Below are 18,763 nucleotides of genomic sequence, written 5' to 3'. Positions count from 1 at the left end.
GTCGTTCAACTGGCGATAACCTCCAGCCACCTCCAACAATAAGAACGCCCCGCCTGAACGCGGAGGCGGAGGACAATTGCAATGGCTCCCAGTGTGCTGATCGTCGACGACGATCCGCTGATTCGTGAACTGCTCCAGTCCTACCTGGCCCAGGAGGGCTATCAGGTGCGTTGCGCCAGCACGGCCGAACAGGCGGAAGCCTGCCTGGCGGAAGCGCCGGTTGACCTGGTGATGCTGGACATCCGACTGCCCGGAAAGGATGGCCTGACCCTCACCCGCGAACTGCGGGTGCGCTCCGAGGTCGGCATCATCCTGATCACTGGCCGCAATGACGAAGTCGACCGTATCGTTGGCCTGGAGTGCGGCGCGGACGATTACGTCGTCAAACCCCTGAACCCCCGCGAGCTGGTGTCTCGCGCCAAGAACCTGGTACGCCGTGTACGCCATGCCCAGCAGCCCGCCGCGCCGGCCAATGGCCAATTGAAACGCTTCTCCGATTGGAGGCTGGACAGCGACCGGCGCCGCCTGATCGATCAGGATGGCAGTGAAACCCTGCTCACCCACGGTGAGTTCCAGCTACTCAGCGTCTTCCTGCGCAACGCCGGGCACACCCTCAGCCGCGACCAATTGATGGACCAGATCCGCAACCGCGAGTGGTTGCCCAACGACCGCTCCATCGACGTGCTGGTTGGCCGCCTGCGTCGCAAGTTGCGCGACGACCCGGCCGAACCCCAATTGATCATCACCATCCACGGCGCGGGCTACCTGTTCACCGCCACGGCCAGCGCTGCCTGAGCCCATGCTGCGTTTCTGGCTGCTGGCCTTCCTGCTGCTCTGTGGCGCCGCCCAGGCCGCGCCTGCGGTGCGTTACTGCGATTATCCGGTCTACCCGCCCATCTCCTGGAGCGACGGTAAGCAGGTACGGGGCCTGGCACCGACTGTGGTCAAGGCCGTGTTTACTAACCTCGGCCTGGACGTGGAGATGGTTGTACTGGGCAACTGGAAACGTTGCCTGCTGGACGCCGCCCAGGGGCGAGTGGATGTGGTGCTGGCCTACCGCACGCCACAGCGTGACAGCGACCTGCTATTCGCCAACGTGCCGGTCCTGCGCGAGGAGGTTGCAGTCTTCTACAACACTCGGCGCCCGCTTCAGGTAGACACGCTGGAAGACCTTGCCCGTTATCGTGGCGGCCTGCTTTTTGGTGAAAGCTACGGCGAAGCCTTCGACCAGACCGTGGCCCGTGTCGGCAACATCGAATGGGTTTCCGATAGCCAGCAGAACTTCGGCAAGCTGATTCGTGGCCGCATCGACTTCATCCCCCATGAGCGGCGCACGGGCCTGCTGTACATCGAACATTTGCCGGGAGGTGGTGACATCCGCGCACTTCCCATGACCCTGGCTGTGGACCATTTGCGCCTTGGCGTATCGCGGCATTCGCCCCTGGCCGGGCGCATGCCGGACATCGACCGCGAGCTGCAACGCCTGACCGACCGCGGCGATATCGAGCGCTGGCTGGCGGAGAGCGAAGCCACCTACCGCGACATGATCGCCCAGCCGGAGCCGCGTCGATGACCGAACTGAAACCCACCAATGGCCTGTTGCGCCGGCTCCTGCTGTTCATCCTGTTGTTCAGTCTTTGTTTCACGCTGGTGGCCAGTGCCGTGCAACTGCACCTGGAGTATCGCCGCGAGATGCGTGATATCGAAGCACGCCTGGAGCTGATCCGTGTCGGCTATCTGGCGAGCTTCGAACGCAGCCTCTGGGACCTCAACCAGGAACAACTGAAAATGCAGCTGCGCGGTCTGGCGGACTTTCCCGATATAGCCTTGGTACGCCTGACCAGCAGTGACTTCGACTTGCAGGAGGGCGCCAGCGCACTCGCCGGACCGCTTCGCCGCGAGCGCTTTCCGCTGTCCTACCAACCGCCCAGTGGCGAGCGTCGCCAGCTTGGAGAACTGGAAGTCGCCATCGACCTCGGCGCCGTTTATCAGCGCCTGTATGCCACCGGCCTGACCAGCTTGCTCTGGATGGGGACGTTCCTCTGTGGCCTGGCGGTGGCGCTGTCGTTTCTGTTTCACCGCCTCGTCACCCGCCACTTGCGGGTAATGGCTGACTTCGCTCGACGCATCGGTGCTGGTGACTGGTACGAAGCGCTGCGCCTGGATCGCCGGGCCGGGCGCGGCGCCGACGAGATTGACACGGTCGCCCAGGCCCTGGACGACATGCGTCGCGCCATCCTCGATGACATCCGGCGTCGCGAAGATGACCGCGCCGCACTGCAGGGGCTGGTGGAGCGGCGCACCGCCAGCCTCCAGCGAGCCAAGGAGGAAGCCGAGGCGGCCAATCTCGCCAAGTCTCGCTTCCTTGCCACCATGAGCCATGAAATCCGCACGCCGCTCAACGGCATCCTGGGCATGGCAGAACTGCTGCGCGGCGCGGCCCTGGGCGAGCGCGACTGCAAGCGCCTGGAGGCTTTGCACAAGGCCGCCGAAGGCCTGCTGGCAATACTCAACGAAGTACTTTATTTCGCGCGACTGGAGGAGGGCGAAGGCCGCCCCGAGCTGGTCGACTTCTCCTTGGCGGCGCTGCTCGACCAGGTGCTGACCCTGCTGGAACCCAAGGCCAGTGCCAACGGCACCATCCTGCGCTCGCGCATCGATGCGCACGTGGCGACTCAGTGTCATGGCGCCGAGCAGTTCTTGCGTCAGGTGCTGTGTAACCTGTTGGCGAACGCGGTGAAGTTCACCGAGGAAGGAGAGGTGCTCGTGGAGGTCCGGCAGCTCGAGGGTCTCGAGGGCGCGCAGCGCCTGCGCATCAGCGTCACGGATGACGGCATCGGCATTGCCCCGGACATGCAGGCGAAAATCTTCGAGCGCTTCACCCAGGCCAGCGAGACCGTCGCCCAGCGCTATGGCGGCACCGGCCTGGGCCTGGCCATCAGCAAGCGGCTGGTGGAGCTGATGGACGGGCGAATCGGCGTGGACAGTCGGGAAGGCGAGGGCAGTTGTTTCTGGTTCGAGCTGACCTTGCGGGCCGCGCAAGGACAACCCAGCGAAATGACCGTCGCACCGCTCAGTCCCGCGTTGGACGTGTTGGTGGTGGAGGACGTGGCCCTCAACCGCGAAGTGGTGAGTGGATTGCTGGAGCGCGACGGTCACCGCGTCACCCTGGCGGAAGATGCTGCGCCGGCCCTGATGCTTTGTCGGCAGCGGCGCTTCGACCTGATCCTGCTGGACCTGCACTTGCCGGGCATGGCGGGCACCGAGTTGTGTCGGTTGATTCGACGCGATGAGGAGGGCGTCAACCGTGATACCCGCATCCTCGCGTTTACGGCCAGCCAGCAACCTGCGCTGGTGCGCAGTTGCCTGGACGCCGGCATGCAGGGCGCTCTGGCGAAGCCGCTGAAACTCGACGACTTGCGCCGTGCTTTGGCCGGACAGGCGCTGCGGCCGGCGGAGGAGGTTGATGCCGAACTGCTGGATGGACGATTGCTCGACACCCATCGCAGCCTGCTCGGCGAGCAGAAGCTCCAGGGGCTGCTGGACCTGCTGCGGCGCATGCTCGACGAGCATCGGGACGATTTGCTCGACGCCCTGGTCGCACAGGACTGCGCCGAAGTCGGGCACCTCGCCCACCGTCTGGCTGGCAGCAGCGAGTCCCTGGGTTTGCGCGCCCTGGCAGCCTGCTTGCGGCAATTGGAGGCGATCGCCCTGGCCGGCGACGGCACGGCCTTGCCGGCACTCAAGCCGAACCTGGAAGCGCTGTTATCGCGCTCCACTCTGGCCCTGGATGGGGTGTTGCAGTCGGCCGGCTGAAATCGAACAAATTCCTTACGACTTTTTACAACTTCGATCCCGGTATTCAACGGCGTCTTACAAGTCGTTCCAATAATCGGTCTGAACCGCGTCCAACGCGGTCCCCGTGGCCTATTGGAGACAAGAATAATGACCCGCAAAGCCCGCCTCTCCCGTCGTCGCCTCCACCTGGAGGTGCTGCATGTCTGAAGAACGCATCCAGCTCACCCGCGCGCTGAAAAGCCGTCACATCTTCATGCTGTCGCTGGGCGGCGTGATCGGCACCGGCCTGTTCATGGGCTCGGGCGTCACCATCAACCAGGGAGGTCCGGCTGGCGCCGTGCTGGCCTACCTGGTGGCTGGTGTTCTCATGTATCTGGTGATGGTCTGCCTGGGCGAACTGTCGGTGCAGATGCCGGTTTCCGGTTCCTTCCAGGCCCACGCCACCCGTTACATCGGGCCGGGAACCGGGTTCATGATCGGCTGGGTCTACTGGATGAGCTGGGCCACCACCGTTGGCCTGGAGTTCACCGCCGCTGGCATGCTGATGACGCGCTGGTTCCCGGATGTCCCCATCTGGTACTGGTCGGCGCTCTTCGTGGCCGTGCTCTTCTCCCTGAACGCCCTGGCCACTCGTGCCTTCGGTGAAGCCGAGTACTGGTTCTCCGGAATCAAGGTTGCGGCCATCCTCGGTTTCATCGTCGTTGGTCTGCTCGCCATCTTCGGCGGCCTGCCGCTGGCCAGCGGCGAGCCGGCCCCCATGTTCTCCAACCTGATCGGCGACAGCCTGTTCCCCAACGGCATTTCCGCTGTGTTCGCTGTGATGATGGCGGTGGTCTACGCCTTCCAGGGCTGCGAAATCATGGGCGTGGCAGCCGGCGAAACCGACCAGCCGGAAAAGAGCATTCCCCGCGCCGTGCGCAATGTGGTGTTCCGCGTACTGATCTTCTACGTGCTGGCCATTGTCGTGCTCTCGGCCATCGTGCCCTGGCAGGAGGCCGGGCTGATGGAAAGCCCCTTCGTCCAAGTGTTCGATATGGTCGGCATTCCCTTCGCCGCCGATTTGATGAACTTCGTCATCCTCACCGCCATTCTCTCGGTCGGTAACTCCGGTCTCTACGCCTCCACCCGCATCCTCTGGGCAATGTCCAAGACCGGCATGGCGCCGCGTGGCTTGGCCCGGCTCAGCAAGCGAGGTGTGCCGCTCAATGCGCTGTCCGTCACCCTCTGTTTCGCCCTGGTTTCTCTGTTGACCAGCTTCATCGCCGCCGACACCCTGTTCATGGTGCTGATGGCCATCAGCGGCATGGCCGGCACCGTGACCTGGATCGTCATCGCCCTGGCCCAATACCGCTTCCGCCGTGAGCTGTACAAGTCAGGTGGCACGGTGCGGGACCTCAAGTACGCCGCCCCCTTGTTCCCGCTGATTCCGCTGGCCTGCATCCTGTTGTGCAGTTCGCTGTTCATCTTTCTGGCCATGGACCCGACCCAGCGCCCGTCGCTCTATTGGGGCTTCGGCTTCATCGGGGTCTGCTACGCGGCGTACTACGTCCTGCAGTACAAGCGCCAGCGCAGCACGGTGATTGCGCCCGCCGCCTGATGGTCCGGTGCCTGCCTGATTCGCGATTACGTCGGCACCCACAGGAAAACACCAACAACGCCCGCTCCCCCTTGGGGAGCGGGCTGGGTGAGGATTCCTGACCTCGCACCACCTCCCACCTGCATCACGGGCAGTCTGCCTCCCCAGGAATCCGGGTTTCGAGTTGTTCGAAGATGTAACAACTCTTCGGCTCGGCTTCTGTCTTGTTTTGAAAAACCTTTTAAAAACAATCTGATAGAGAGGGTGTTCCTCCGTTACATACCCCATTTGGGCAGGATTGCCGGCTTCCTGAACACTCGTTTAGGATCGCTGCAACTTCCCAACCTCACTAGCAAAGACAACAAGACGAGGGCTCCCATGACTACCCTGCTCAGCCAGGTCGAAGCCGGCATCGCCCGGATCACCCTGAATCGCCCGCAACAGCGCAACGCGCTGGATATACCCACCCTGAAATCCCTGCATGCGCTTCTGGATTCGCACGAGGCTGATCCGGCCGTACGCGTAGTGGTACTGAGCGGGGCGGGGCGCAGTTTCTGCGCGGGCGCGGACCTTGCCGAGTGGGCTGAAGCCGATGCCCGTGGCGCTCTGGAAACCTACGGCTGGACTGAAACCGCCCACGCGCTGATGACTCGCCTCCACGGTCTGGCCAAGCCCACCATTGCCGCCATCAACGGCACGGCCGTCGGTGCGGGGATGGACCTGACCCTGTGCTGCGACTTCCGTATCGCCGCTGCTTCGGCCCGCTTCAAGGCCGGCTACACCGGCATGGCCTATTCACCCGACGCGGGCGCCAGTTGGCATCTGCCGCGCCTGATCGGTGCCGAGCAGGCCAAACGCCTGCTGTTCCTCGACGAGCTCTGGGGCGCCGAGCGTGCCCTGGCCGTTGGCCTGGTGGGCGAAGTTTGCGCCGACGAGCGACTTCAAGAAGTCGCAGGTGAACTGGCCTCTCGCCTGGCAGCCGGCCCGACCTTTGCGTTCACCCAGACCAAGGCGCTGATTCGCGACGGCGCCAGCCGCAATCTGGCCCAGCAACTGGAGGCCGAGTTGGCCGCCGGTCTGCTTTGCGGTCGCAGCGAGGATGCGGCTGAAGCCTTGCGCGCCGTTGCCGAAAAGCGCGCTCCCCAATTCACCGGCCGCTGATGCGCCGAATCCGCCAAAGGACCTAGCCATGAACTTCCAACTGACCCAGGAACAGGAAATGCTTGTCGACGCGGTGCGTGCCTTCGTCGACAAGGAACTGCTGCCCCACGAAGAGGCCGTGGACCGAGCTGATGCCGTGTCTCCGGAGCTGGCTGCGGAAATTCGCGGCAAGGCGCTGGCTGCCGGTTTCTACGCCTTCAACATGCCGGAAGAGGTGGGGGGCGGTGGCCTGGATTACCTGTCCCAGGCCCTGGTGGAGCGTGAACTGTCCAAGGTGTCCTGGGCGCTGCACGTGTTCGTAGCGCGGCCCTCGAAGATCCTCATGGCCTGCAAGGGCGAGCAGATCCAGCAGTACCTGTTGCCGAGCATCCAGGGCGAGAAAATCGACTGCTTCGCCCTCACCGAGCCGGGGGCCGGCTCCGATGCCAACTCCATCAAGACCCGCGCTGCGCGCGAGGGCGACGACTTCGTGCTGAACGGCAGCAAGCACTTCATCAGCCATGCCGGCCATGCGGACTTCGCCATCGTTTTCGCTGTCACCGATACCTACGAGCACAACGGCAAGAAGCGCAACGCCGTGACCGCCTTCCTGGTGGACAAGGGGACTCCGGGCATGACCGTCCGCCGTGGTCCCAGGTGCGTGAGCAACAAGGGTTACCACACCTACGAAATCTTCTTCGATGACTGCCGCGTGCCAGCCTCCAAAGTCCTCGGTGAAGTCGGCAAGGGTTGGGAAGTGGCCAACGCCTGGCTCACGGCGGGGCGCGTGATGGTTGCCGCCAACTGCGTCGGCCAGGCCCAGCGTGCCCTCGACTTGTCTCTGCAATGGGCAGCCGACCGCAAGCAGTTCGGTCAGCCCATCGGCAGCTACCAGGGCATTTCCTTCAAGCTCGCCGACATGGCCACGCAGATTCGTGCCGCCGAGCTGATGACCCTGCACACGGCCTGGAAGATGGATCAGGGCACCATGACCGACGGCGAAGCCGGCATGGCCAAGCTGTTCGCCAGCGAGGTGCTGGGCAAGGTGGCCGACGAGACCGTGCAGATTTTTGGCGGCATGGGCCTGATGGATGAAGGCCCGGTGGAGCGCATTTGGCGCAACGCGCGAATCGAGCGGATCTGGGAAGGCACCTCGGAAATCCAGCGCCACATCATTTCCCGCGAACTGCTGCGGCCGCTGCTGCGCTGACCGGAGGCCGAGCATGACTCAACGAGACAACCTCAAGCGCCTGCTGGCGCCACGTCACCTGGCTTTCGTCGGCGGCCGCAGCATGGCCCGCGCCCTCAAGCGTTGTGCCGAAGGGGGGTTTGCCGGCCAGATGTGGCTGGTCAATCCTCAGCATGCCGAGCTGGACGGCGTCCCCTGCGTTTCAACCGTCGCCGAACTGCCGTGCGGACCGGATGCGGTCTTCATCGCCACCAACCGCGAACAGACCCTGGAAAGCGTTGCCGCATTGGCGGCCAAGGGTGCCGGTGGCGCCATCTGCTATGCCTCCGGCTTCGCCGAAACCGGCGCTGAAGGCCAGGCCCTGCAAGCGCAGTTGCTGGCTGCAGCGGGTGAGATGGCACTGCTCGGGCCCAACTGCTATGGCCTGCTCGACTACCTGCACGGCGCCGCCCTCTGGCCGGTGGCCCACGGCGGCAAGCAGGTCGAGAAAGGGGTGGCCGTGCTCACCCAGAGCGGCAACTTCGCCTACAACCTGTCCATGAGCGACCGCTCGTTGCCGGTGGCCTATATGGCTTCGGTGGGCAACCAGGCCCAGCTGGGCGTGGCGGAACTGATGGACGTGCTGCTGGACGAGCCGCGCGTCACGGCCATCGGCCTGCACCTGGAAGGCCTTAAGAACGTGCCGGGCTTCGCCCGAGCGGCGCATAAGGCGCTGGAAAAGGGTGTCCCGATCATCGCCCTGAAGACGGGCGTGTCGCAGATCGGCGCTGAACTGGCACTCAGTCATACCAGTTCGCTGGCCGGTTCCGATGCGCTTTACGACAGCCTGTTCGAGCGCCTGGGAGTGATCCGCGTCAGCGGCCCGGTAAGTTTCATGGAAACGCTCAAGGCCGCTGCCTGCGGCACGCTGCCGGCCGGCCCCAGCCTGATCGCACTGGCGTGTTCCGGTGGCGATGCCGGGCTGATCGCCGACTATGCCGAGGCCAACGGCCTGCACCTGCCGAAACTGGACGCTGGCCAGCACCACGCGCTGGCGCAGATCCTGCCGAGCTACGCGAACATCGCCAACCCGCTGGATTTCACCACGGCCATCTGGGGTAACGGCGACGCCTTGGAGCGCATGCTCGACAGCGCGCTGCGTAGCGCGGCCGACGCGGCACTGCTGGTGCTGGACTATCCCGGTGAAGAAACCGGTGAGCGACCGCAATGTGACCTGCTTCTGGAGCGCTATTGCGAAGCCTTGGAGCGTCATGGCAAGGCCGGCTTCATCGCATCGGCCTTCCCCGAGTTGCTGCCTGCAGCCGCCCGGGATTACCTGCACGCCCGTGGCGTCGCCGCGCTGCAAGGCGTAGAGGAAGGCCTCGCCGCATGGGGCCGAATCGCCGCCTACCGAGAGCGCCGCGAGGCGCTGTTGGCCCGTGGCGAATCCGCCCTGGTGCCGATGAGCCCATCGCCGCTGGCCGATGGCGAGTTGTGGGATGAGTGGCAATCCAAACAGGCTCTGCGCGCCTTTGGCCTGCCGGTACCGCAGGCGCTGCTCAGTACCCCGGAGCGAGCATTGGAGGATGCCGACCAGCTCGGCTATCCGCTGGTGCTGAAGGCCGTCAGTGCGCAGTTGCCGCACAAGACCGAAGCCGGTGCCGTGGCCCTCAACCTGAAAGATGCTGAGGCGCTGGCACAGGCCCTTGGCGACATGCGGCAACGCATTGCCGCCTATGCGCCGGGCGTCGTATTCGACCAGGTTCTGCTGGAGCGCATGGCCACGGCGCCGTTGGCGGAGCTGATCGTCGGCATCAAGCGCGAGCAAGGTTTCGGCCTGGCCCTGGTGATCGGTTCTGGCGGCGTCCTGGTGGAGTTGCTCAAGGACAGCCGCAGCCTGTTGCTTCCCACCAATGACGCGGCCATCCGGGATGCCCTGCTGAGCTTGCGCAGTGCGCCGTTGCTCACCGGCTTCCGGGGCCGCCCGGCGGCGGATCTGGAGGCTTTGGTGGCCGCCATTCGCGCGGTGGCGGATTACGCCTGCGAGAACGCGGGGCAGTTGCTGGAGCTGGACGTCAATCCGCTGCTGGTGAGTGTCGACGGCGCCGTGGCGGTGGATGCACTGATTCGTATCGCGGAATGACATCCCCCCTGTAGGAGCGACCTTGCTCGCGAGCGGCTGAGCACGAGAGATTCGCCAGCAAGCTGGCTCCTGCAGGTCTTGGCATCGATTCGAGGAGACACCTCATGCAACACCAGAACACCCTCACCGGCGGCCAGGCCCTGGTCCGTCTGTTGGCCAACTACGGCGTCGATACCGTGTTCGGTATCCCCGGCGTGCACACCCTCGAGTTGTACCGCGGCCTGCCCGGCAGCGGCATCCGACATGTATTGACCCGTCACGAGCAGGGTGCCGGATTCATGGCCGATGGCTATGCCCGCGTCAGCGGCAAGCCCGGAGTCTGCTTCGTTATCACCGGCCCGGGCGTGACCAATGCCGCCACGCCGATTGGCCAGGCCTACGCCGATTCGATTCCAATGCTGGTGATCTCCAGCGTCAACCATACGGCGAGCCTCGGCAAAGGTTGGGGCTGCCTGCACGAAACCCAGGACCAGCGCGCCATTACCGCGCCCATCACCGCCTTCTCGGCTGTGGCCTTGACGCCCGAGGACCTGCCAGAGCTGGTGGCCCGCGCCTTCGCCGTATTCGACGGTGAACGTCCACGCCCGGTGCATATCTCTGTTCCGTTGGACGTGTTGGCGGCGCCTATCGCACGGGATTGGAGCCGTGAAGTGGTCCGTCGACCCGGTCTCGGACTGCCCTCTGGCGATGCACTGCAAGCAGCGGCGAACCGACTGGCTACGGCGAAGCGGCCGATGATCATCGCGGGCGGCGGTGCGTTGGAGTGCGCCGATGCCCTCCAGGCCGTCAGCGAGCGATTGGCCGCGCCGGTCTTTACCAGCGTTGCCGGCAAGGGGCTGCTACCGCCGGAGGCACCGCTGAACGCCGGTGCAAGCCTTTGCATGGCGCCCGGGTGGGAAATGATCGCAGAGGCTGATGTGGTGCTGGCGGTGGGCACCGAGATGGCCGACACCGACTTCTGGCGCGAGCGCCTGCCGCTGACCGGCGAGCTGATTCGCGTTGATATCGACTCGCGCAAGTTCAACGACTTCTATCCCTGCACGGTGGCGCTCAAGGGCGATGCCCGGCAGACCCTGGACGCCTTGCTGGTCCACCTGCCGGCCGCGGGCAGGGCAGGGGAGGCGGCGGTGGCTCGCGTAGACCGGTTGCGCGAGGCAATCCGCAACGGCCATGGACCGCTGCAGACTATCCACCACGCGATCCTCGACCGCATTGCTGCCGTGCTTCCTGCAAATGCCTTCATCAGTACCGACATGACCCAGCTGGCCTACACGGGCAACTACGCCCTTGCCAGCCGGGCGCCGCGCAGCTGGCTGCACCCCACCGGCTACGGCACCCTGGGCTATGGCTTGCCGGCTGGCATCGGCGCCAAGTTCGGCGCGCCGACGCGGCCCGGCCTGGTCCTGGTGGGCGACGGCGGCTTCCTCTACACCGTCCAGGAATTGGCCACTGCTGTGGAGGAACTGGACAGCCCGCTGGTGGTGCTGTTGTGGAACAACGATGCGCTGGGCCAGATCCGCGACGACATGCTGGCCCTGGACATCGAGCCGCTGGGTGTGCTGCCGCGCAACCCGGATTTCGCCGGACTGGCCCGCGCCTTCGGCTGCGCCGTGCAGCAGCCACAGAGTCTCGATGAACTGGAACGCGACCTGCGCACAGGCTTCGGCCATCCCGGTGTCACCCTGATCGAACTGAAACACGCCTGCGCTCGCTGAGCGCGGGCCAAGGAGCTATCCATGCGTTTTTCCGACCTCACCCAACGTATCGCCGGCGACGGCGCAGCCGCCTGGAACATTCACTACCGTGCCCTGGAGCGCCAGGCGCGGGGTGAAGACATTCTCCTGTTGTCGGTGGGCGACCCTGACTTCGACACACCGCAGCCCATCGTCCAGGCGGCCATCGACAGTCTGCTCAACGGCAACACCCACTATTCCGACGTACGCGGCAAGTTCGCCCTGCGCCAGCGCATCGCTGCCTGGCACAACCAGCGCAGCGGACAGAACGTCGATACCGACCAGGTGGTGGTGCTGGCCGGTGCCCAGTGCGCGCTGTACTGCGTGGTGCAGTGCCTGCTCAATCCGGGCGACGAAGTCATCGTTGCCGAACCCATGTATGTCACCTACGAAGCCGTGTTCGGCGCCTGTGGCGCCAAAGTGATCCCGGTGCCGGTGCGCTCGGAGAACGGCTTCCGCATCCAGGCCGACGACGTGGCCGCCGCCATCACGCCGCGTACCCGCGCCCTGGCCTTGAACAGCCCGCACAATCCTTCCGGCGCCAGCCTGCCGCGCACCACCTGGGAAGCCTTGGCCGAACTCTGCATCGCTCACGACCTCTGGATGATTTCCGACGAGGTCTACAGCGAGCTGCTGTTCGAAGGCGAGCACATCAGCCCGGCCAGCCTGCCGGGCATGGCCGAGCGTACGGCGACCATCAACAGCCTCTCCAAGTCCCACGCCATGACCGGTTGGCGCGTGGGCTGGGTGGTGGGATCAGAGGCCTTGGCCGGGCACCTGGAAAACCTTGCCCTGTGCATGCTCTACGGTTCGCCGGACTTCGTGCAGGACGCTGCCTGCGTTGCCCTGGACGCTCGCTTGCCGGAGCTGGGCGCCATGCGCGAGGCCTATCGCCAGCGCCGTGACCTGGTGTGCGCCAGCCTGGAAGGCTGCCCCGGCTTGCGCGCGCTGAAGCCGGACGGTGGCATGTTCGTGATGGTGGATATCCGCCCGACCGGGCTGTCCGCCCAGGACTTTGCTGACCGGCTGCTGGACAACCATGGGGTTTCGGTACTGGCGGGTGAAGCCTTCGGGCCGAGCGCGGCCGGGCACATCCGCCTGGGGCTGGTAGTGGGCAGCGAAATGCTGCAGGAAGCCTGCCGACGCATCGCCCGTTGTGCGGCCGAACTGATTGATCAACTAGAAATCGCGTGAATGAAGGTTTGCGTTGCGCGGCGAATCCCTGATTGTTGGGCTTCGCTACGTTCTGCGCCAACCTACGGACCGTCCCACAAGGAACACCCATGAAGATTCTGATCGTCCACGCCCACCCCGAGTCGCAGTCCTTCTGCAGCGCCTTGCGCGACCTGGCCGTGGAAACCCTGCAAGGGCAGGGACACGAAGTCCGGCAATCCGACCTCTACGCCCTGGAGTGGAACCCGGTAGCCAGTGCCGCCGATTTCAGCGAGCGGCAGAACCCGGATTACCTGGTCTATGCCCTGGAACAGCGCGAAGGCGTGAAGGCCGGCAATATTGCACCGGATATCCAGCGCGAGCTGGAGAAGCTGCTCTGGGCCGACCTGCTGATCCTCAACTTTCCGCTCTACTGGTTCTCCACCCCGGCCATTCTCAAGGGCTGGATCGACCGGGTGCTGGTATCCGGCGTCTGCTACGGCGGCAAGCGCTTCTACGACCAGGGCGGCCTGGCCGGCAAGAAGGCACTGGTGACCCTGACTCTGGGCGGCCGCGAGCACATGTTCGGCGAGGGGGCCGTCCATGGCCCGCTGGAAGACATGCTGCGTCCCCTGCTGCGTGGCACCCTGGCGTATGTCGGCCTGGAGGTCCTGCCACCTTTCGTGGCGTGGCATGTGCCCTACATCAGCAGCGATGCCCGCCAGGAGTTGCTGCGTGCCTATCAGGACCGGTTGCAGGGGCTGGAACAGGACCTGCCACTTCAGTTTCCCCGGCTGGACCAGTTCGACGACAGGTTGTATCCACTGGCTCGTTGAGAGCACTGAGAGCACCAAGGCCGCCCGAGGGCGGCCTTCTTTTTTCTCCGCTGAGCTCTTTTTGTAGGAGCGAACTCTGCTCGCGAAAGTCCCGGGCGCGATCATTCGCGAGCAAGCTCACTCCTACCTGTTCTATCGCCGGATGCCCCCGGCAAAGCGGCAACCAGCGGCAAGTTGCCCTTGCCGCTTTGCCGCCCGTTCAGCATCCATTGCCACTTTTTGCCGCTCAAAAGTTTCATAAAGTATTGAAAATAAAGGATAAATATATTTGGCACGGCCTTTGCTGAATGTCAGGCAAGCAACCCAGATTGCCACTGGCAAAGGTTCCGGACATGAGCATCAGTTTCGAAAAGGCCCTCGGCATCCACCAGCAAGCCCTTAGCTTCCGCGCTCAGCGTGGCGAGGTGCTGGCCAACAACATCGCCAACGCCGATACCCCGAACTACAAGGCTCGTGACCTCGACTTCGCCAGTGTGTTGGCCCAGCAGTCCGAGAAGGCTGCCCAGGGCGGCTTCCAGGCCGCCCGGACCAACGAACGGCACATCGTCGCCGAAGGCTTCGATCTGGCGGATGCCTCGCTGAAGTACCGCATCCCGTTCCAGGCCGCCGTCGACCAGAACACCGTTGACGCCCAGCTCGAGCAATCGAACTACACCGAGAACGCCATGCAGTTCCAGGCCAGCTTCACCCTACTCAACAGCAAATTCAAAGGGCTGATCGGCGCCCTGCGCGGCGAATAACGGAGAGCCAAGCCATGTCCCTGTCCAGCATCTTCAACATCGCCGGCACCGGCATGAGTGCGCAGAACACTCGGCTGAACACCATCTCCAGCAACATCGCCAACGCCGAGACCGTTTCCTCCAGCCTCGACCAGACCTACCGCGCCCGTCATCCGGTGTTCGCCACCATGTTCCAGGACAGCCTGGGCGGTGGTGACCGCGGCTCGCTGTTCGCCGACCAAGACCAGTCCGGCGCCGGTGTGCAAGTCCTCGGCGTCGTCGAGGACCAGAGCACCCTGACGCCGCGCTACGAGCCCAACCACCCGGCGGCCAATGCGGAAGGTTACGTCTACTACCCGAACGTGAACGTGGTCGAAGAAATGGCCGACATGATTTCCGCCAGCCGGTCGTTCCAGACCAACGTGGAAATGATGAACACCGCCAAACAGATGATGCAGAAAGTGCTGACCCTGGGTCAGTAACAGGGAGCGAACCCACATGAGTGTCAGCAACGTATCGTCCACCGATGGCCAGTCTTTCCTCGATCAATACGCCATCAAGAACGAAACCAAGACCAGCAACGATCTTGGCAAGAACGAATTCCTTGAGCTGCTGGTCGCCCAGCTGAACAACCAGGACCCGCTGGCGCCCCAGGAAAACGGTGAGTTCATAGCCCAGCTGGCGCAGTTCAGCCAGGTTGAGGGCATCGAGAAGCTGAACACCAGCATGGGCTCGCTGCTCTCTGGTTATCAGTCTTCCCAGGCCCTGCAGGCCTCGTCCCTGGTGGGGCGCAAGGTGATCGTGCCGTCCGAGAAGGCCGTGGTGGACACCGCCGAAACCTTCAAGGCCAGCGCCACCCTGCCCATTTCCAGCAGCAACGTCTGGGTCAACGTCTACGACACCGCCGGCACCCTGGTGAATCGCATCAACCTGGGCGAGCAGCCTGCCGGTAGCGTCAGCTTCATGTGGGACGGCAAGGACTCCAGCGGCAAGGTCATGCCGCCCGGTACCTACAAGTTCGAAGCGCAGGCTCAGTACGGCAGCGAAACCAAGGCCCTCTACACCATGCTGCCGGCCAACGTCGACAGCGTCACCCTGTCGCAGAACGGCGGCGAGCTGATGCTCAACCTCGCCGGCATCGGCAGCGTCGGCTTGTCCAAGGTCCAGGTCATCGGTCAATAACTTCCCGGTTCAGAGCGCCGGGAAGCACCGGCAAAGGAGATAGAAATGGCGTTCAACATCGGTCTCAGCGGCCTGCGGGCGGCGACCAGCGACCTCAACGTCACCGGCAACAACATTGCCAACGCGGGCACTGCGGGTTTCAAGCAGTCCCGCGCAGAGTTCGCCGACGTCTACGCTGCCTCGGTGCTCGGCACCGGCAAGAACGCCCAAGGTAGCGGTGTGGCCCTTGGCGATGTGTCCCAGCTGTTCAACCAGGGCAACATCAACTACACCCAGAACGCGCTGGACCTGGCCATCAACGGCAACGGTTTCTTCCAGACCAGTAACAACGGCGAGATCAGCTACACCCGTGCCGGCTATTTCGGCACCGACCGCAACGGCTACATCGTCAACAACTTCGGCTACCGCCTGCAGGGTTACGGCATCGACGGTAATGGCAATGTGCAGAACGGCGTGGTCAGCGATCTGCAGATCCAGACCGGGAACCAGGCCCCCAAGGCCACTACCGAGATCCAGCAGAAGTTCAACCTGAACTCCACCACCAAGGCGCCGACCAATACGCCGTTCGACCCGAGCGACCCGACGACCTACACCTCGTCCACCTCGGTCAACATCTATGACTCCCAGGGCAATGCCCACGTCATGACCCAGTACTTCATCAACAACTCCGATCCGTCGGCCACCCCGCCGGTGACCAACGACTGGACCATGGCCGTGCTCGTGGATGGCCGGAATCCGTCCGACCCGACCAGCACCGATCCCCACACCACCAACCTGCAGTTCAATGCCGACGGCAGCCTGAACACGGCTGGCATGGCTGCGGGCGGCGAGCTGAACTACGACCCGGCTACCGGCCTGATGAACCTCGACGACTGGGTGCCCGCGGTTTCCGATGGCGGTACGCCGGCCAACTGGTCAGCCAACGGCGCCACTGCCAGCGCCGGCGGCATCAGCGTCGACATCCGCGGTTCCACCCAGTACTCCAGCGCCTTTGCGGTGAACAGCATCAGCCAGGACGGCTACACCACCGGTCAGTTGGCCGGTCTGGAAATCGACGACACCGGCGTGATCTTCGCCCGTTACACCAACGGCCAGTCCAAGGTGCAGGGCCAGGTGATCCTCGCCAACTTCGCTAACGTCCAGGGGCTCAGCCCGGTGGGCAAGACCGGCTGGGTACAGTCCTTCGAGTCCGGTGAACCGGTGGTCGGCACTCCACGCTCCGGCACGCTGGGCGCTCTGCAGGCCGGCGCGCTGGAAGACTCCAACGTCGAGCTGTCGGATCAACTGGTGAACCTGATCGTTGCCCAGCGCAACTACCAGGCCAACGCCAAGACCATCCAGACAGAGGACGCCGTGACCCAGACCATCATCAACCTGCGTTGATGAGCGGCTGCGCGTCGGCCATGCGTCGTTGAAAGTGATCCGAGGAATGCTCATTTACAGTCGTAAACTCCGCTTCCTCGGATCACTTTCGCCTAGCCTGGCTCTAGCTCGCGCGCTCATCCGTACTATGGAGTCCTATGGGCTCCGGGCGGCAAATCCCCTTGCCGCTGGCGGCAGCCGCTGGCGGCAGCCGCTGGCCGCCAGCGCTTTGACAAGGCCCTGCAAAGGGCCTTTTTCTTTTCTGAAAAACCCTTTTATTTCAGTATCTTGAGAGTGATATTCGAGTTTGGCATGGCGCTTGCTGGGTAGCCTGCAAAGAGCCAAGGGCGGCAACGCCCACTCGGAGAGATTCATGGACAAGATGCTTTACGTCGCGATGAGCGGAGCCAGCCAGAACAGCCTGGCCCAGCGTGCTCATGCCAATAACCTGGCGAACATCTCCACCACCGGTTTCCGTCGCGACTTCGAGCAGGCGCGCTCCATGCCGGTGTTCGGTGACAGCTTTCCGTCGCGGGTCTATGCCATGACCGAGCGCCCGGGTACCGACTTCACCCCGGGTGCCCTGCAGGAAACCGGTCGGGACCTGGATGTGGCCATCGAGGGAGAGGGCTGGATCGCGGTCCAGTCCCCGGACGGCAGCGAAGCCTACGTGCGTACCGCCAGCCTGCAGATCGATGCCCTTGGCCAGCTGCGCACCGGCAATGGTTTGCCGGTCATGGGCAATGCCGGTCCCATTGCCATTCCGCCGGAGCAAAAAGTCGAGATTGGCCAGGACGGCACTATCAGCATCCGCGCCCTGGGTGAGAACCCCAACGTGGTGGCGGAAGTGGACCGCATCAAGCTGGTCAACCCCGATCCCAAACAGCTGGAGAAAGGCAGCGACGGCATGATCCGGGTCAAGGACCCGCAGCAGTTGGTGCAGGCGGATGCCAATGTGCAGGTGACCTCCGGCTTCCTCGAAGCCAGCAACGTCAATGCCGTGGAAGAGATGACAGCGATCCTCTCGCTGTCCCGCCAGTTCGAGCTTTCCGTGAAGATGATGCGTACTGCCGAGGACAATGCCTCGGCGATGGCGCGGGTCTTGCAATTCAGCTAATCACCAGTACGCGGCGCCATGATTCCGGCGCCCGAGGAGAGATAGATGCTTCCGGCACTCTGGGTCAGCAAGACCGGCCTGTCCGCCCAGGACATGAACATGACCACCATTTCCAACAACCTGGCGAACGTGTCGACCACGGGGTTCAAACGCGACCGCGCCGAGTTCGAGGACCTGCTGTACCAGATCCGTCGCCAGCCGGGCGGCCAGACCAGCCAGGACAGCGAGCTGCCTACCGGTTTGCAACTGGGTACCGGTGTGCGTATCGCCGGCACCCAGAAGATCTTCACCCAGGGCAGCCTGCAAACCACCGAACAACCCCTGGACATGGCGGTCAACGGGCGCGGCTTCTTCCAGATCCTGATGCCGGACGGCACCGTCGGCTACACCCGCGACGGCAGCTTCCACCTGAACTCCGACGGCCAGTTGGTCACCTCCCAGGGGTTTGCCCTGGAGCCGGCCATCGTGCTCCCCACCGATGTGCAGACTTTCACCGTGGGTGAGGACGGCACCGTTTCCGTCACCACCGCCGGCAACCCCGCCGCCCAGGTGATCGGCAACATCCAGACCGCCGACTTCGTCAATCCGGCCGGTCTCCAGGCCATCGGCAACAACCTGTTCCTGGAGACCGCTTCCAGCGGCGCGCCGCAGGTCGGCACTCCGGGCCTCACCGGTCTCGGGACCGTGCAGCAGAACACCTTGGAAAACTCCAACGTCAGCGTGGTCGAGGAGCTGGTGAACATGATCACCACTCAGCGCGCCTACGAGATGAACTCCAAGGTCATTTCCACCGCTGACCAGATGCTCGCTTTCGTCACGCAGAACCTGTAAAGCCTT

General features: G+C 64.1%; 17 protein-coding genes. 16 read left to right on the top strand and 1 reads right to left on the bottom strand.

Annotation, left to right across the window (positions count from 1 at the left end):
* Window positions 1-75: 75 nt before the first annotated feature.
* The 14 genes from E8F20_RS04225 to flgE all read left to right on the top strand — a co-directional run bounded on the left by E8F20_RS04225 (window position 76) and on the right by flgE (window position 16,830).
* A complete protein-coding gene (locus E8F20_RS04225) occupies window positions 76-795 on the top strand; it encodes a response regulator (protein ID WP_028626501.1) in 720 nt (239 codons plus the stop codon).
* A gap of 4 nt (window positions 796-799) precedes the next feature.
* Window positions 800-1,573 (top strand): transporter substrate-binding domain-containing protein, encoded by a 774-nt coding sequence (locus E8F20_RS04220; protein ID WP_280282583.1) that lies wholly within the window; start codon window positions 800-802, stop codon window positions 1,571-1,573.
* Window positions 1,570-3,816 (top strand): ATP-binding protein, encoded by a 2,247-nt coding sequence (locus E8F20_RS04215; RefSeq protein WP_280282582.1) that lies wholly within the window; start codon window positions 1,570-1,572, stop codon window positions 3,814-3,816. The genes E8F20_RS04220 and E8F20_RS04215 overlap by 4 nt, the downstream gene beginning before the upstream one ends.
* A 181-nt stretch (window positions 3,817-3,997) precedes the next feature.
* Window positions 3,998-5,395, top strand: coding sequence for an amino acid permease (locus tag E8F20_RS04210; protein ID WP_280282581.1), 1,398 nt, complete (start codon window positions 3,998-4,000; stop codon window positions 5,393-5,395).
* Window positions 5,396-5,752: 357 nt separating this feature from the next.
* Window positions 5,753-6,535 carry an enoyl-CoA hydratase-related protein gene (locus E8F20_RS04205; RefSeq protein ID WP_280282580.1) on the top strand — a complete coding sequence of 261 codons (783 nt, stop codon included), beginning with the start codon at window positions 5,753-5,755 and terminating at the stop codon, window positions 6,533-6,535.
* 28 nt (window positions 6,536-6,563) lie between these two features.
* The gene (locus tag E8F20_RS04200; protein WP_280282579.1) at window positions 6,564-7,724 is read left to right on the top strand and encodes an acyl-CoA dehydrogenase family protein; all 1,161 of its coding nucleotides are present in this window, start codon (window positions 6,564-6,566) and stop codon (window positions 7,722-7,724) included.
* Window positions 7,725-7,737: 13 nt separating this feature from the next.
* Window positions 7,738-9,825: an acetate--CoA ligase family protein gene (locus E8F20_RS04195; protein WP_280282578.1), complete on the top strand. Its 2,088-nt coding sequence runs from the start codon at window positions 7,738-7,740 to the stop codon at window positions 9,823-9,825.
* Between the two features lie 104 nt (window positions 9,826-9,929).
* Window positions 9,930-11,540 carry a 5-guanidino-2-oxopentanoate decarboxylase gene (locus E8F20_RS04190; protein WP_280282577.1) on the top strand — a complete coding sequence of 537 codons (1,611 nt, stop codon included), beginning with the start codon at window positions 9,930-9,932 and terminating at the stop codon, window positions 11,538-11,540.
* 21 nt (window positions 11,541-11,561) lie between these two features.
* A complete protein-coding gene (locus E8F20_RS04185) occupies window positions 11,562-12,752 on the top strand; it encodes a pyridoxal phosphate-dependent aminotransferase (protein WP_280282576.1) in 1,191 nt (396 codons plus the stop codon).
* 89 nt (window positions 12,753-12,841) lie between these two features.
* Window positions 12,842-13,546, top strand: a complete 705-nt coding sequence (locus E8F20_RS04180; RefSeq protein WP_280282575.1) for an NAD(P)H-dependent oxidoreductase — start codon at window positions 12,842-12,844, stop codon at window positions 13,544-13,546.
* A gap of 332 nt (window positions 13,547-13,878) precedes the next feature.
* Complete coding sequence (flgB, locus tag E8F20_RS04175; protein WP_280282574.1) at window positions 13,879-14,286, top strand: flagellar basal body rod protein FlgB; 408 nt, start codon at window positions 13,879-13,881, stop codon at window positions 14,284-14,286.
* A 14-nt stretch (window positions 14,287-14,300) separates the two neighbouring features.
* Window positions 14,301-14,747 (top strand): flagellar basal body rod protein FlgC, encoded by a 447-nt coding sequence (gene flgC, locus E8F20_RS04170; RefSeq protein WP_028626512.1) that lies wholly within the window; start codon window positions 14,301-14,303, stop codon window positions 14,745-14,747.
* Window positions 14,748-14,763: 16 nt separating this feature from the next.
* Window positions 14,764-15,447, top strand: coding sequence for a flagellar hook assembly protein FlgD (gene flgD, locus E8F20_RS04165; RefSeq protein ID WP_280282573.1), 684 nt, complete (start codon window positions 14,764-14,766; stop codon window positions 15,445-15,447).
* A gap of 45 nt (window positions 15,448-15,492) precedes the next feature.
* Window positions 15,493-16,830, top strand: a complete 1,338-nt coding sequence (gene flgE / locus E8F20_RS04160) for a flagellar hook protein FlgE (RefSeq protein ID WP_280282572.1) — start codon at window positions 15,493-15,495, stop codon at window positions 16,828-16,830.
* A 135-nt stretch (window positions 16,831-16,965) separates the two neighbouring features.
* Here flgE and E8F20_RS04155 read toward each other — a convergent pair whose 3' ends face one another.
* Window positions 16,966-17,184 (bottom strand): hypothetical protein, encoded by a 219-nt coding sequence (locus E8F20_RS04155; RefSeq protein ID WP_280282571.1) that lies wholly within the window; start codon window positions 17,182-17,184, stop codon window positions 16,966-16,968.
* Here E8F20_RS04155 and flgF point away from each other — a divergent pair.
* Both flgF and flgG read left to right on the top strand, forming a co-directional pair.
* A complete protein-coding gene (gene flgF, locus E8F20_RS04150; protein WP_280282570.1) occupies window positions 17,183-17,926 on the top strand; it encodes a flagellar basal-body rod protein FlgF in 744 nt (247 codons plus the stop codon). The two genes, E8F20_RS04155 and flgF, sit on opposite strands and share 2 nt — an antisense overlap.
* A gap of 45 nt (window positions 17,927-17,971) precedes the next feature.
* The gene (flgG, locus tag E8F20_RS04145) at window positions 17,972-18,757 is read left to right on the top strand and encodes a flagellar basal-body rod protein FlgG (RefSeq protein WP_028626516.1); all 786 of its coding nucleotides are present in this window, start codon (window positions 17,972-17,974) and stop codon (window positions 18,755-18,757) included.
* Window positions 18,758-18,763 lie beyond the last annotated feature (6 nt).

The organism is Pseudomonas sp. BN415 (assembly GCF_029871195.1).
GTDB classification, from domain to species: Bacteria; Pseudomonadota; Gammaproteobacteria; order Pseudomonadales; family Pseudomonadaceae; genus Metapseudomonas; species Metapseudomonas resinovorans.
Note: the sequence above shows the minus strand (reverse complement) of the source record. Positions and strands in the feature narration are given on the sequence as shown.

What these genes read in the sequence shown, in the direction of transcription:
- flgB (WP_280282574.1), top strand. Translation starts at nt 13,879, where the DNA reads ATGAGCATCAGTTTCGAAAAGGCCCTCGGCATCCACCAGCAAGCCCTT.
- flgE (WP_280282572.1), top strand. Translation starts at nt 15,493, where the DNA reads ATGGCGTTCAACATCGGTCTCAGCGGCCTGCGGGCGGCGACCAGCGAC.
- flgD (WP_280282573.1), top strand. Translation starts at nt 14,764, where the DNA reads ATGAGTGTCAGCAACGTATCGTCCACCGATGGCCAGTCTTTCCTCGAT.
- E8F20_RS04215 (WP_280282582.1), top strand. Translation starts at nt 1,570, where the DNA reads ATGACCGAACTGAAACCCACCAATGGCCTGTTGCGCCGGCTCCTGCTG.
- E8F20_RS04190 (WP_280282577.1), top strand. Translation starts at nt 9,930, where the DNA reads ATGCAACACCAGAACACCCTCACCGGCGGCCAGGCCCTGGTCCGTCTG.
- E8F20_RS04205 (WP_280282580.1), top strand. Translation starts at nt 5,753, where the DNA reads ATGACTACCCTGCTCAGCCAGGTCGAAGCCGGCATCGCCCGGATCACC.
- flgC (WP_028626512.1), top strand. Translation starts at nt 14,301, where the DNA reads ATGTCCCTGTCCAGCATCTTCAACATCGCCGGCACCGGCATGAGTGCG.
- E8F20_RS04220 (WP_280282583.1), top strand. Translation starts at nt 800, where the DNA reads ATGCTGCGTTTCTGGCTGCTGGCCTTCCTGCTGCTCTGTGGCGCCGCC.
- E8F20_RS04155 (WP_280282571.1), bottom strand. Translation starts at nt 17,184, where the DNA reads ATGAATCTCTCCGAGTGGGCGTTGCCGCCCTTGGCTCTTTGCAGGCTA.
- E8F20_RS04210 (WP_280282581.1), top strand. Translation starts at nt 3,998, where the DNA reads ATGTCTGAAGAACGCATCCAGCTCACCCGCGCGCTGAAAAGCCGTCAC.
- E8F20_RS04185 (WP_280282576.1), top strand. Translation starts at nt 11,562, where the DNA reads ATGCGTTTTTCCGACCTCACCCAACGTATCGCCGGCGACGGCGCAGCC.
- flgF (WP_280282570.1), top strand. Translation starts at nt 17,183, where the DNA reads ATGGACAAGATGCTTTACGTCGCGATGAGCGGAGCCAGCCAGAACAGC.
- flgG (WP_028626516.1), top strand. Translation starts at nt 17,972, where the DNA reads ATGCTTCCGGCACTCTGGGTCAGCAAGACCGGCCTGTCCGCCCAGGAC.
- E8F20_RS04200 (WP_280282579.1), top strand. Translation starts at nt 6,564, where the DNA reads ATGAACTTCCAACTGACCCAGGAACAGGAAATGCTTGTCGACGCGGTG.
- E8F20_RS04180 (WP_280282575.1), top strand. Translation starts at nt 12,842, where the DNA reads ATGAAGATTCTGATCGTCCACGCCCACCCCGAGTCGCAGTCCTTCTGC.
- E8F20_RS04195 (WP_280282578.1), top strand. Translation starts at nt 7,738, where the DNA reads ATGACTCAACGAGACAACCTCAAGCGCCTGCTGGCGCCACGTCACCTG.